This window comes from Caballeronia sp. SBC1 (genome assembly GCF_011493005.1).
Taxonomy (GTDB): domain Bacteria; phylum Pseudomonadota; class Gammaproteobacteria; order Burkholderiales; family Burkholderiaceae; genus Caballeronia.
This window is the reverse complement of record NZ_CP049157.1, coordinates 293258-306938: the sequence shown is the minus strand read 5'-3', so window position 1 is coordinate 306938 and position 13681 is coordinate 293258. Positions and strand designations below refer to the sequence as shown.

Here is a 13681-nt window from a genome sequence, read left to right as displayed (position 1 = left end):
ATCGAAGACGGCGCTTCGTCCACACAGTGCGCTCATCGGCGTGATGAGCAAACCGTACCGTGCAGAGTCAGGCGGCCGTGCGCGCGTCGTCCCGCAATAGGACGCGTAGATACTCGTCTTGAGTTCGGCACGACGGCATGCCAGCCCCGGGCGCGTGCACGCCTTCGAGATCGGCTTCACCAAGCGGAATGAACGCGATGATTTCAAGGTCATGGCCTGACAGTGCAGGCAGATGGAACGGACTCGACAGCACGTTCAGACGACGCACGCCGAGTTCGCGCAGGATCTGCGAGCCGATGCCGGTGAGCCGGCCATCCTTGCGCTTCGTCGCGCCGTTGCCGAGCAGGGCGTCGGCACGCATGTCGCAGTCGAGTAGCACGGCCACGCCGCAGCCGGCCGAGTCGATCTTTTGCAAAGCGGCGTGCAGCGGCCAGGAATGCACCGTCGATTGGGCGTCGAGCAAATCGAGAATCGAAAAGCACTCGTGCATGCGCATGAGTACCGGCACGTCAGGCGTCGGGGTGCCGCGTACCAAAGCTAGATGCGTAGACGAGTGGACCGTGTCGCGATACTGAATTGCCCGGAAGGGTCCCCACGGTGTCTGCAGCGGACGTTCGGCGACGCGTTCGATCAACGATTCGTTGACGCTGCGATAGTGGATCAGATCGGCAATGGTGCCAATCTTGAGTCCATGGCGCCGAGCGAATTCGATCAGTTGCGGCAGGCGAGCCATCGTACCGTCGTCGTTCATGATTTCGCAGATGACGGCGGCGGGTGTCAGACCTGCCAGCGCGGTGAGATCACAGCCCGCTTCGGTGTGGCCGGCACGCACCAGCACGCCGCCGGGGCGCGCGACGATCGGAAACACGTGACCCGGTTGCACAAGGTCGCCGGCGCGGGCTTGCGCATGAATCGCGGTGCGGATCGTGTGTGCGCGGTCGGCGGCGGAGATACCCGTCGTCACGCCGTGTGCCGCTTCGATACTCACCGTAAATGCGGTGCCGTACTGCGTGCCGTTGCGCTTCGTCATCGGCGGCAGCTCGAGGCGCGCACAGTGCTCGGCGCTCACTGTCAGACAGACCAGTCCCCGTCCGAAGCGGGCCATGAAGTTGATTGCTTCAGGCGTGACGTAATCGGCGGCAATCAGCAGGTCGCCTTCGTTCTCGCGATCTTCTTCGTCGATCAGAACGATCATTCGGCCGGCTTTTAGTTCGGTGACTATTTCGTCGGTGGTGGCCAGTTTCATGGTTGTGAGCGCGTGCTGCGTGTGTGAGAGAGAAGGCGACGCTTAACGAGCTTCAACGAGCTTCAACTTGTGCCGGAGCCGAACGACGGCGCGCGCTTGCCGAAGAACGCATCAATCCCTTCGCGGAAGTCGTTGCCGGCCGCGCATCGAAGAAAACTGCGCTGCTCCGCATACAGATGCCCGGTGAAGCTGCGGTGTTGCGCGTTCAGCAGAAGATCCTTGGTCTGTGCGAACGCATCCGGCGACAGCGCGCCGAGACGCTGCAATACCAGGCGCGTTTGCGCGGCAAGCTCGTTGTCCGGGACGACCCAGTTGATGATCCCTGCGCGAAGCGCTTCGTCCGCCGTGTGCCGCTCGTTCAGATACATCCATTGCGCGGCCTGTTTTGTGCCGAGCACGCGTGGCAACGTGAAGGTCGCGCCCCCGTCGGGGGATGTACCTATGCGGCCATAGCCCGACGTGAATGTCGCGCGTTGCGCCGCGATTGCCAGGTCGCACGCGGCAACGAGACTCAGGCCGAACCCTGCCACCGCGCCGTTGATGCTGGCGATCACTGGTTTGCGTGAGCGCGAGACGGTCTCGACGACCGTTTGCGCCAATCTGACGAGCTTGCCGATCGCGCGGTCGCGTGCTGCCGGGGCTGCGTCGAGCGCACTGCGCAGCGTGTGCAGGTCGCCGCCCGCCATGAAGGTGTCGCCGGCGCCGGTGAGCACGATCGCGCGCACCTCGTCATGGCGCGTAAGACGAGAGAGTTTTGTGCTCAGCTCCAGCGCCATCGCTTCGTTGAGGGCGTTTAGTGCATCGGGACGGTCGAAAGTCAGCGTCGCGACGCCATGCTCGGCCGCGAGACGAATGAGTGCAGTCATGTCATTCCAGCCAGCAGGATCAAAGAGCTCATGCGTTCAGCGCCGCGTGCAACGTCCGAGCCGCTGAGGTGACGGCGCGATCGGCTGCGTCGAGAACACCTAGCGCGCTGGCGAAACCGTGCATCTGTCCCGGCCAGCGCAGATGAGTGGTCAACACGCCGGCCTGCGCGAGACGCTGCGCATAGTGCTCGGCTTCATCGCGCAGTGGATCGTATTCGGCGCTGATGATCGTTGCGCTCGCAACGCCGGTGAGATCGGCGGTGGCGAGCGGACTCGCGAGCGGATTGGCGCGATTGGCTTGAGCATCGAAGTACTGATCCTTGAACCAGCGCATCATCGCGGCGCTCAGGAGATAGCCGTCGCCAAGCGACTCATACGAATGATGCTCGATCGCGCAATCGACGACCGGATAGAGCAGCAACTGATGCGCAATGGGCACGTCGCTATGACGCAGTTGCTGGGCCGCGACGGCGGCAAGGTTTCCGCCCGCGCTGTCGCCTGCCACTGCAATTGGACCAGGCCGCGCGCGTAAATCGCGTGCGTTCTCGTACGCCCAGCGAGCCGCGTCGCACGCATCGTGGGCAGCGGCAGGAAAACGCGCTTCCGGTGCGAGCCGGTAATCGACCGACAGCACCAGCGTTTGCGCACGCTGCGCCAGGCATCGGCACAGGTTCGCATGCGTATCGAGTCCGCACGCGACGAAGCCGCCGCCGTGAAAGAACACTGTAAGCGGGAAAGGGCCGTCGCCGGTCGGCCGGTAGAGGCGGGCGGGCAGCGGGCCGCCCGAAGCCGGAATGATCCAGTCCTCTTCACCGGCAATCTGATCGCCTGCCGCAAAGCCGCCGCCTGAGCCGCCGCCTGCTGCGAGCATCGCGCGGTAAGCGGACGCGGTGAGCTGCGCGAAGTCAATCGCGGGCATGCCGGAATAAGCGGCAAGCATGGCCTGCGCCTGGGGATCGAGCGACATCGGGTCTCCTGAGAAAACTGCAATACATGCCACAAGGAAAGTGCCACAACGAAAGTCGCAGGTACCGCGCATAACAACGCGCTGCGAGACGCCGCACTTGGCTGCTCACGTGGTCGCTTATGTGGCCTCTTACGCGTCAGATGCTTCGTCACCGGATGCATTGAAGCGCAGCGGCTTCGCTGCTACATCGTCCAATTGGACGAGAGTGTTTGGTATGACCAGAAAAAGTTTCGTCGGCTAAGTACTTCTCCCGATGCCAGCCAAAAAAGCGGCCCTTAAGCTGGGCGTCGCGACGCAAAGTCGCATGGAGGACGGAGTGTTGATGGAGACAAAATGGGCCCACGAAGAGGGGCATGCCGCAGGCGAGCTGGCGGACGTAAGCGTTGCGCAGTTCAGCGGCCTCATGGCGCGCATTTATCAGGGCCCGCTGGAAAACCCGCCATGGGCCGGGGCACTCGAACTGATTCGAACCTCGCTCAACGCGAACTACGCAACCTTGATCCTGCGTTCGCCTTCGAGTGACCGGCGCGGGTTGATGGTGCACGCATCCGAACTGGGCCCGGGCGTGCCGGGCGAAGCGTCGTACAACAACTACTACTATTCGCTCGATCCGTTCGTCGGGTTACCGGCGGATCGCGTGGTGACCGTCGACGAAGTATTCGGTGACACCGGCTGGCTCGCCAGCGAGCTCTACCAGCAGTTTCTGAAACCCGCCGATATTCGCTACATCATGGGTGCGGATCTGCGCACCGAATCAGGTGTCGAGTGCCGCTTTCGCGTGTGCCGTGGCCATGACGCCAAGCATTTTTCCGCTCGCGACAAGGCGTTCTGCGCGTTGCTGCTGCCGCACCTCAGACGCGCGGTTGAACTGCATTCGCGGCTCGATATCGTCGAATCGGAGCGCACACTGTATGCGAGCGCCATCGACCGCATGCTGGTCGGCACGGTGACGCTCGACGAGAGCGGTGCGATCATGCGCACCAATAGCGTCGCTGACGAAATTCTCGCGGAGGGCAATGGTCTGCGGACGATGCACGGTACGGTCGAGGCCACCGATGCGAAGGAGAACCGCAACCTGCAACGGCTGATTCGACAAGCGCTGATGGGCCACTTCGGCACGGCGGCGCCGATGGTCGAAGCAATGCCAATCACACGCGGCGGCGACAAGCCGAAGCTCGGCGTGCTGGTGCGCACCATCCCGCTGTCCGACTGGTCGGAGGACAACAAGCGCCGGCCCGCAACGGTGGTGTTCCTGCGAGACCCCGATCGCAAGTCGCAGGGCTCGCAGGAGATCGTGCGCAAGCTCTTCGACCTGACGCCCGCCGAGACTTCGCTGGCGTTGTTGTTGACCAACGGCTTGACGCTCGAAGAGGCGGCGGAAGAGCTGGGCATCAGCAAGAACACTGCGCGCGCTCATCTGCGCGCAATCTTCTCGAAGACCGGCGTGACGCGTCAGGCCACGCTTGTGCGGATCCTGTTAGGAAGTGTCGTGCCGCTGGGTTGATCCCTTGTTGGGGTCACGTGACCCGCGCTGCCGCGCCCGTTAAAAGCGCGGCGGCACAATCTGTCGGATCAGCATCAGCATCATGCAGAGCGCTTCTGCGACAACACCAGTAGCCCGCCGTTGGCATCGTCGAGCACCGCCCGCCATTCGTGCGGCCCCTGCTGCACAGGCACACGCACCGACCCGCCCGCCTGGACTACGCGTGCCATGGCTGCGTACAGGTCGTCGTCTTCGTCCACACGGAATGCCAGGGCTGCACGCTCGACAATCCGCTCCTCACCCGCAATCAGCGCGATCGTCAATGCTCCGCCGTCGAGAGCGCAGTAACGGTCGCCGTCGCGAAACTTCACTGTCAATCCCAGCCCGTCGACAAAGAGCGGCAGTGCCGCATCGATCGTGTCGACTGGGTACAGCATCATCGAAGCCTTCATCGCAGTTCGCTCCTTTTCGGTTGAGTGTCGTCTAACCACGGTCCGATGCTAGCGTGCGCGCCGCGCGTCGCACGAGGTCCGATCGGACTATTCGCGATAGAAAACGGCTTCTGCACATCCTTCTGCCGCACAAGCGTGCACCGTTAATCCAAACAGACGATGCCGGCAAACACACGCGATCTGAAACTCCATTGCGTGGACCGTCACGACTTCACTGGTCGCGAGCGGAAAAGCCCAATTCAGCACAGTCCAAAATTCATGGAGACGCACGCAATGAAGTTTTCTCTCATTTACGAAGCCCAGACCACGGACGCTTCGCGGGAAGGCGATCACCGGGTTTTTAAGGAAACCGTCGAGCAGGCGCTGCTCGCCGAAGAGATGGGTTTCGATACCGTCTGGTGCGTCGAACACACGTCGCTCACGAACTATGCGCACATGAGCGCGCCGGAGACGTTCCTCGCCTACCTAGCCGGCCGCACGACGCGTATCGGCCTCGGTCACGGCGTGATTTGCCTGCCGCCTGCGATGAATCATCCCATCAAGGTCGCTGAACGCATTGCGATGCTCGACATTCTGTCGGAAGGGCGCGTGCATTTCGGCGTAGGCAAGGGCGGCAGCCAGCAGGAGGCTGGCGCTTTCGGCTACGACCTCGCCGAACTGCAACCGATGATCGACGAATCGATGTACCTGGTGCCGAAGATGTTCGTACAGGACGAGATCGAGCACGACGGCAAGTACATCAAGATCCCGAAGCGGCCGATCCATCCTAAGCCGTATCAGGACCCGCATCCGCCTATGTACATGGCTTGCACTAACAATGACGGCTTGCTGCGCGCAGGGCAGCGCGGCCTCGGCGCACTGGTGCTTGGCTTCGGCGGTCCCGACGAAGTCGCGAAGAAGAACGCGATCTATCGCGAGGCATGGGCCACGCGCCGTGCGGAGGATCAGGTGGGCTTCCGGCCGACGCAGCATCTCGCGGCGTTGTGTCCGACGGTCGTGCTGAGCGACGGCCAGCAGGCTCGCAAGATCGGCATTCGTGGCCAGCGCTATTTCATGGAGTCGCTCGCGTACTGGTACACGGGCGGCGAGCGTCCCGACCCGGCGAGCTGGGGCGACGATCTGGTGAAGGCCAACACCGGCGAACTGGTGATCCGCTCGCGCTTCGCGTCGGAAGAAGTCGTAGTCAATTTCAGCGATCCGGCGTTGTCGATGATGAACCCGAATCACGCGTACGGCACGGTCAACGATTGCATAGGCTATGTGGGCCGTTTGATGGAAGCGGGCGTGGACGAAGTGCTGTTTCTCTGCCAGATGGGGACGGTGCCGCAAGCGGCGCAACTCGAAACGATCCGCAACATTGGCGAGCACGTGATTCCGTATTTCAATCGCGCGAACGGCGAGAAAACCCGCGTGTACGCCTGACGGCCCTGATCCGGCGCGATGTGCGTCGCTAGTCCCTTCAGACGATGCGACGCCGCGGCCGGAGTTCGAAGATGGACCCAACAGACAAGCGCGGCGAAGGTCGCGCGCCATGGAGACAGCCGTGCATCGCGACAACGATTCAAACACCCTTGCAACCGAACTGATTGCCCGTGCCGTAGCGCTGGCGCCAGTCCTCGCGCAGCGCGCGGCGCAGGCCGAAGCGAACGGCCGGATTCCCGCCGACACGCTCGCCGACTTCCAGGCGGCGGGGCTATTCAGGGTGCTGCAGCCGAAGCGCTACGGCGGCTACGAACTCGATCCGCAAACGTTCTTTGAAATCCAGATGGCGGTGGCGCGCGGTTGCATGTCGACGGCGTGGGTCTACGGTGTGGTCGGGGTGCACAACTGGCAGCTCGCGCTGTTTGACGAGCGAGCGCAACACGACGTGTGGGGCACGGACTCGACGACGTTGATCGCATCGACGTATATGCCGGTGGGACGCGTGACGCCGGTCGAAGGCGGTTTCCGGCTCTCGGGTCACTGGAAGTTTTCAAGCGGCAGCGAACTGTGTGAATGGATTTTTCTCGGCGCGCTGGTGCCACCGGCGAAAGAGGGCGAACCGCCCGAATACCGCACTTTCCTGTTGCCGAAGAGCGACTACACGATCGCGCAGGACTGGGACGTGCTCGGGTTGCGCGCGACCGGCAGTCACGACATTGTTGTCGACGATGCGTTCGTGCCGGACTATCGCACGCACAAGGCCATCGACGGCATGATGGGCACGAGCCCCGGTCTCGCGCTCAACGATGCACCGCTGTTCCACTTGCCGTTCGCGCAGATTTTCGTGCGCGCAGTGTGCACCGCGTGCATTGGCGCGCTGCAAGGCGCACTCGACGATTTCACGTCCTACGCGGTGACACGCGTCAGTGCCAACAGCGGCGCGAAAACCAGCGACGATTCCGGCGCGCAAACCGCGTGCGCCACCGCTGCCGTCGCGCTGGATGAAATGAAGCTGCTGCTCAAGCGCAATTTCGCCGAGTTGCTGGCAGCCGCAAACGGCGGCCCCGCAGTCTCGATCGAGCGGCGCGTGTTGTTCCGCTATCAGTCCGCGCAAGTGGCCGAGCGTTGCGCGCAGGCCGCCAATACGCTGCTGCGCTACGCGGGCGGCAATGGCATCTATCATCGCAATCCGCTGGTACGGCGCTTTCTCGATCTGCATGCGGCGCGCGCGCACTACGCAAACAGCGTCGATCGCTTCGGCCAGAATCTGGGCGCGGTCATGCTCGGCCGTCCGAACACCGACTTCTTCGTCTGACGGACGGAGCCCATGACTGAACAGCTCATGCAGACCTACCGGTTCGACGTGGTGGTAGTCGGTTCCGGAGCCGGCGGGATGCTGGCTGCCTGCCGCGCGGCTGACAACGGCCTGTCGGTGGTAGTGCTCGAAAAGAGCGCCATGTATGGCGGTACATCCGCCGTATCCGGCGGCGGCATCTGGATTCCGTGCAATCACCATATCGCCGAACTCGGTGCATCCGACACGCGCGAAACGGCGCGCATCTACATCGACGCCTGCACGAAAGGTGTCACGTCAGCCGCGAAAGTCGATGCGTATCTCGACATCGCGCCCGAGATGCTGCGTTATCTGGAGGCGCAAACGCCGGTGCGCTACGAAGCACTTCCGGCCTATGCGGACTACTTCCAGGATTTGCCCGGCTCGATGCCCGGCTATCGAGCGCTGGATCCGCTGCCCTTCGATGGCGCGAGCCTCGGCGAAGAATTCGCGCGGTTGCGCCTGCCTTCGCCCGGCACGCTGATCGGCGGACGGGTGGCGGTGACGTCGAAGGAAGCGCATGTGCTGCTGTCGAAAGCACCCGGTTATGTCCGTCTCGCGCTGCGGCAGTTCGCCCGCTACTGGTTCGATGTGCGCGCTCGCAGCCGTTCACGCCGTGACCGGCGCCTCACACTCGGCAATGCGTTGGCCGGCGGCTTGCGCCGCGCGCTGCTCGATCGCGATGTGCCGCTGTGGCTCAATGCGCCGATGCGCGAACTGATCTACGACGAGGGCCGAGTGACCGGGGTCAGGGTCGAGTACAACGGCGAGCCGGTGCGTGTGATGGCGGGGCGCGGCGTGATCCTCGCGGCGGGCGGGTTCGAGCGCAATCAGGCGATGCGTGAGCGCTATCTGCCGCGGCCGACTCAGGCGCAATGGAGCGCGACGCCACCGGACAATACCGGCGACGCGATTACCGCGGGCATGCAGCAGGGCGCATCGATTGCGCTGATGGAGCATGTGTGGGGCGCACCGACCGTGCATGTCGATCATGAAGAGAAGCAACGGGCGTTGTTTGTCGAACGCAATCTGCCCGGATGCGTTGTCGTGAACGGGATGGGCAAACGCTTCGTCAACGAAGCCGCACCGTATTCCGAGTTTGTGCCGGCGATGTATCGCGATCACGCGAAGACCGGTGCGAGCGTACCCGCATGGATGGTGTTCGACGCACAGTTCCGTCACAAGTACCCATGCGGGCCGATCATGCCCGGCGCCATGATGCCGGATTCACGCATTCCCGCCGCGTTTCGCCCGCTGCTGCATCGCGCCGATTCGCTCGATGCACTGGCTGCGCAAATTGACGTCGATGCGCAAGGTTTGCGTGACACTATTGCCAACATGAATCGCTATGCACAAAGCGGAATAGACGAAGAGTTCGGCAAGGGCGGCAACGCGTTCGATACGTATTACGGCGATCCGCACGTGAAGCCGAACCCGTGCCTTGCCTCTATCGTGAAGGGACCATTCTACGCAGTGCGTATCGACGCGGGTGACATTGGCACCAAAGGCGGCCTTGTCACCGACGAATTCGCCCGCGTGCTGCGCGCCGACGGCTCGCCGATTACCGGTCTCTATGCGATCGGCAACACCAGCGCTTCGATGATGGGCGCGAGTTATCCGGGCGCCGGTTCGACGCTTGGACCCGCGATGACCTTCGGCTTCATCGCGGCGAATCATCTTGCCGGACGCGGTGCGTTACCTTTATCTCAGGGATCGCAGGCAATGCGGGCAACGCAGCACTCAGGAGCTACGCCATGAACGATCTTTCTTCTCATCCGTTGCGTGCCGACATGCTGCTGGCCATGCGCCGCCTCGCGCGTTCGGTCGCGGTGATCAGTTGTTGCGATGGCGAGCGGCGCTATTCGATGTCGGCCACCGCAGTCGATTCGCTCTCGACCGAACCTCCTTCGTTGCTGATCTGCATTAACCGCACGTCGTCGATTTTTCCGCCGCTCGATGCCGGGGCGGATTTCTGCGTCAACGTGCTGTCGGCCCAGCATCAGGACATCGCGATCGATTGCAGCGGACGCTTGAAAGGTGAAGCGCGCTTCACAACCGGCAACTGGCAGAGCTCGGGTCGCGGCGTCCCTTACCTGCATGATGCGCAGGCGAGCCTGATCTGCAAACAGGATGGCCGCTTCGACTACGGCACCCATACGATTTTCATCGGACAACTCGAACAGGTGTTGATGAGCGGCGAGGTCGATCCGCTCGTCTACGTGGACGGCGTGTACACCACTGCCGCGGCGCCGTTGCGCTGCGCGGCGGCCTGAAGCGCGCGGGTCTCATGAGTACACCATCAGGTCGGGTCAAGGGCGCCGCGACGCCAGTTGAAGCGCCGCTCGTCGTCACCGACCCCGCGTGCATGCGCTGGGACGACGTCTGTGACGTGCTGGTGGTGGGCTATGGCGCAGCGGGCGCGTGTGCCGCGCTCGAGGCTGCCGAGGCGCGCTCGGTGGTGCGCATCGTCGAACGCTTCGAGGGCGGTGGCGCGAGCGCGAAAAGCGGCGGCGTAGTCTACGCGGGCGGCGGCACGCGCTATCAGACCGAAGCGGGTTATGCCGACACGCCGGAAGCGATGTTCGCCTATCTGCAACAGGAAGTCGGCGACGCCGTTTCTGCCGCGACGCTCAAGCGCTTTTGCGCCGGCAGCGTCGATATGCTTCGCTGGCTTGAACGGATCGGCGTGCGCTTTGCTTCGTCGGTGCCGCCGCGCAAGACCTCATATCCGCAGGACCGGTATTACCTGTACTACTCTGGCAACGAAGCTGTGGGCGATATGCCGCGCGAGAGCCCTGCGGCGCCGCGCGGACATCGCGTCGTGGGGCGCGGCATGTCGGGACGCGTGCTGTTCGACACCCTGCGCCACGCCGTCGAATCCCAGCCGTTGATCGACACGATGTGTCATGCCGCCGTGCGCGGCCTCATCACGGACACGAAGGGACGGGTGATCGGAGCGCAAATCTGGCAGGTCGCGCCTGGCCGCGCGCAACGTTGGCATCGCCGCTTCGCGCGCTGGGCTGAACGCGTGCACAACGGCTTGCCTGGGCTTGCGGACCGCCTGCGCGCTGCTTTGCATCGTATTGAACTGCGCGACGGCCGCCTGCTTACTATCAAGGCCAATGCAGTTGTGCTGACGACCGGCGGCTTTATCTTCAATCGAGCGATGGTGGCGCAGCATGCGCCGCATTATCTGCAGAACTGGCGGCTCGGCACCACCGGTTGCGACGGCGCCGGCATTCGGCTTGGCGTATCGGCCGGGGGCCTCACGAAGCGCCTCGGACGCTTGTCGGCGTGGCGCTTCATCAATCCGCCGTACGCTTGGGCGCAGGGCTGCGTCGTGGATCGTCACGGTGAGCGCTTCTGCAACGAAGAGGTGTACGGCGCTGCACTCGGCCATGCGATGTGCGAAACCCGCGAAGGCCGCGCATGGCTGATTCTCGATGCGCGTCTCGTCGGTCTCGCGCTGCATGAATGTCTGCGCGGCAAGCTGTGGGCGTTTCAGAGCGTGCCCGCTGCGCTGCTGATGTTGCTGGGCTGCAAGCGGGCGCGCTCCCTCGCCGGGCTGGCGAAACGTATTGATATCGATCCGGCTGTACTGCAGTACACCATTGACACGTACAACACGACCGCGCTTGACGGCCGCGACAGCGCATTCGGAAAATCAGCCGCCATGCTGCAACCGCTCATGCGCAGTCCTTATTATGCGATCGACATTTCATCGGATAGCCGCGTGTTTCCGTGCCCGTCGATCACGCTCGGCGGACTGCACGTCGACGAAACGAGCAATGCGGTTTTGTCCGCGACAGGCGCTCCCGTCGAGGGTCTCTTTGCCGCGGGCCGCGCTGCGTGCGGGCTCGCATCGAATCACTACGTGAGCGGACTTTCGCTCGCGGACTGTATCTGGTCTGGCCGTCAGGCGGGCCGGGCCGCAGCGGGCGCTGTTCTCGCGAACTGCGCTCATTCCCTGACTGAAACTGACTGACACTGACTAAGAGAGAACGAATATGGGAGACAGACTCAAAGGCAAGATCGCCGTCGTGACGGGCGCCGCGAGCGGCGTCGGCAAGCAGGACGCACTGCTGTTCGCCCGTGAAGGCGCGCGGGTCGTGCTGACCGACGTGAACGAGGAAGCTGGTCGTGAAGTGGCTGCGCAGATCGGCAATGCGGCGGTATTCATCCGTCACGATATTACGTCGGAGACCGGCTGGAACGATGTGTTCGGCGCTGCGCAAACGCATTTCGGCACGCCAGATGTGCTCGTCAACAATGCCGCGGTGCTGTTGCTCGGCAACATTGAGGACACGACGCTCGAACAGTGGCAGCGCGTGCTGCGCGTCAACGCCGAAGGCTATTTCCTCGGCTGCCGCGCGGCCGTGAAGGCGATGAAGGAGAAGGGCGGCTCGATCGTGAACATGTCGTCGGTGGCCGCGCTCGGCGGGCTCGGCGCGTTCTGCGCGTATTCGGCGAGCAAGGGCGCCGTGACCGCGATGACCCGCGCGATTGCCGCGCATTGCAAGCAGCTTGGCTACAAAGTCCGCTGCAACACGATTCACCCGGACGGCATCCTTACGCCGATGACCGCGCCGTTCTTTGGTTCTGCCGAAGAAACCCGCGAGGCGCTCACGCAATCGGTTGATCCGCACGCTCGCATGTGCTTGCCCGAGGACATCGCGAATCTGGTGCTGTTCCTCGCCTCCGATGAATCGCGCTTTATCAACGGCAGCGAGTATCGGATCGATAACGCGCAGATGATCATGGGCGTTGCCTGAGTTCGCCCGCCATGGCCGATCCGCGGTTTTACCGGCTGAAGGTGGCAGATGTGATCGCGGAGAGTGCCGACGCGCGCTCTTTCGTGTTCGATCTGCCGCCGGCGTTGCGCGATGCGTTCAGCTATCGCCCGGGGCAATTCCTGACGCTCAAGGTGCCATGCCCGGGCGAGGACGAGAACGTGGTCGTGCAGCGCTGTTATTCGCTGTCGAGCGCGCCGGGTATTGACACCGCGCCGAAGATCACCGTCAAGCGGGTGCGCGACGGGCGCGCGTCGAACTGGATGTGTGAGCGCATTCAACCCGGCGATGAACTCGACGTGATGGCGCCTGCAGGCGTATTCAGCCCGCGTTCTCTCGATGACGATCTGTTGCTGTTCGCGGGCGGTAGCGGCATTACGCCGGTGCTGTCGATTCTGAAGTCGGCGCTGGTGAGCGGACGCGGCATGCTGACGCTGATCTATGCGAACCGCGACGAGCAATCGGTGATCTTCAGCAATGAACTGCGCCAGCTTTCGCAACGGCACCCCGGCAGATTGCGGGCGATTCACTGGCTGGACAGCGTGCAGGGCATTCCGCAGCAACGCCATCTTGAAGAGCTGGCACGGCCGTGGAGCAAGCACGAGTGTTTTATATGCGGTCCCGCACTGTTCATGGAGAGTGCTTTGGCGGCGGTGCAGGCGCTCGGGTTGCCACGTGCGCGGATACACGTCGAGAGGTTCGCCTCGTTGCCTGATCAGCCGCTCATTCAGCCGCTCATTCAGGCATCGGACGACGCTACGGTGGCAACGGAGCCGGACATCACTGCGGCCTCCGCCGCCATCGAAACCGTGCTCGACGGCAAGACCTTCGACGTCGCCTGCAAGCCTGGCGACACCTTGCTCGACGCGATGCTGCGTGCCGGCGTGCCCGCGCCGAACTCGTGCCGCAGCGGCTTGTGCGGCGCCTGCATGTGCCGGGTCGTTGCCGGCAGCGTGAACCTGAAAGGAAACCATGTGCTCGACGAAGCCGAACTGGCGGACGGCTGGACCCTTGCATGCAGTGCGTCACCGGCCGGCGCGACGCTGCGCGTGGTCTTCCCCGACTAGGTCCGCGTCGTCCCGGAGCGAGCGCACGTTGCACGCGTTCGGGGCAACCAGGACC

At 63.5% G+C, this 13681-nt stretch carries 12 protein-coding genes; 8 read left to right on the top strand and 4 right to left on the bottom strand.

Features of this window, described 5'->3' with window-relative positions; translation table 11 throughout:
• Nucleotides 1-67: 67 nt before the first annotated feature.
• From ribBA to SBC1_RS19270, 3 genes are all read right to left on the bottom strand, one after another.
• Nucleotides 68-1246: a bifunctional 3,4-dihydroxy-2-butanone-4-phosphate synthase/GTP cyclohydrolase II gene (gene ribBA / locus SBC1_RS19280; protein WP_165098994.1), complete on the bottom strand. Its 1179-nt coding sequence runs from the start codon at nucleotides 1244-1246 to the stop codon at nucleotides 68-70.
• Between the two features lie 62 nt (nucleotides 1247-1308).
• Nucleotides 1309-2112: an enoyl-CoA hydratase/isomerase family protein gene (locus tag SBC1_RS19275; protein WP_165098997.1), complete on the bottom strand. Its 804-nt coding sequence runs from the start codon at nucleotides 2110-2112 to the stop codon at nucleotides 1309-1311.
• Between the two features lie 28 nt (nucleotides 2113-2140).
• Complete coding sequence (locus tag SBC1_RS19270; RefSeq protein WP_165099000.1) at nucleotides 2141-3079, bottom strand: alpha/beta hydrolase; 939 nt, start codon at nucleotides 3077-3079, stop codon at nucleotides 2141-2143.
• A 322-nt stretch (nucleotides 3080-3401) separates the two neighbouring features.
• On the opposite strand from SBC1_RS19270, the gene SBC1_RS19265 reads away from it, so the two are divergent.
• Nucleotides 3402-4583, top strand: coding sequence for a helix-turn-helix transcriptional regulator (locus SBC1_RS19265; protein WP_165099005.1), 1182 nt, complete (start codon nucleotides 3402-3404; stop codon nucleotides 4581-4583).
• Between the two features lie 80 nt (nucleotides 4584-4663).
• On the opposite strand, the gene SBC1_RS19260 is transcribed toward SBC1_RS19265, so the two are convergent.
• Entirely contained in the window at nucleotides 4664-5014 is a 351-nt protein-coding gene (locus tag SBC1_RS19260) for a VOC family protein (RefSeq protein ID WP_165099008.1), read from the bottom strand.
• A 273-nt stretch (nucleotides 5015-5287) separates the two neighbouring features.
• On the opposite strand from SBC1_RS19260, the gene SBC1_RS19255 reads away from it, so the two are divergent.
• From SBC1_RS19255 to SBC1_RS19225, 7 genes are all read left to right on the top strand, one after another.
• Nucleotides 5288-6436, top strand: coding sequence for an LLM class flavin-dependent oxidoreductase (locus SBC1_RS19255; protein WP_165099011.1), 1149 nt, complete (start codon nucleotides 5288-5290; stop codon nucleotides 6434-6436).
• Between the two features lie 121 nt (nucleotides 6437-6557).
• A complete protein-coding gene (locus tag SBC1_RS19250; RefSeq protein ID WP_165099020.1) occupies nucleotides 6558-7751 on the top strand; it encodes an acyl-CoA dehydrogenase family protein in 1194 nt (397 codons plus the stop codon).
• Nucleotides 7752-7763: 12 nt separating this feature from the next.
• The gene (locus tag SBC1_RS19245) at nucleotides 7764-9527 is read left to right on the top strand and encodes an FAD-dependent oxidoreductase (RefSeq protein ID WP_165099039.1); all 1764 of its coding nucleotides are present in this window, start codon (nucleotides 7764-7766) and stop codon (nucleotides 9525-9527) included.
• Nucleotides 9524-10042, top strand: a complete 519-nt coding sequence (locus SBC1_RS19240; protein WP_165099042.1) for a flavin reductase family protein — start codon at nucleotides 9524-9526, stop codon at nucleotides 10040-10042. Before SBC1_RS19245 ends, SBC1_RS19240 begins: the two co-directional genes overlap by 4 nt.
• 14 nt (nucleotides 10043-10056) lie before the next feature.
• Nucleotides 10057-11754 carry an FAD-binding protein gene (locus SBC1_RS19235; protein WP_165099045.1) on the top strand — a complete coding sequence of 566 codons (1698 nt, stop codon included), beginning with the start codon at nucleotides 10057-10059 and terminating at the stop codon, nucleotides 11752-11754.
• Nucleotides 11755-11776: 22 nt separating this feature from the next.
• Entirely contained in the window at nucleotides 11777-12541 is a 765-nt protein-coding gene (locus SBC1_RS19230; protein WP_165099057.1) for a glucose 1-dehydrogenase, read from the top strand.
• 11 nt (nucleotides 12542-12552) lie between these two features.
• On the top strand, nucleotides 12553-13626 hold the full coding sequence (locus SBC1_RS19225; protein WP_165099063.1) for a ferredoxin--NADP reductase: 1074 nt from the start codon (nucleotides 12553-12555) through the stop codon (nucleotides 13624-13626).
• Nucleotides 13627-13681: the final 55 nt, after the last annotated feature.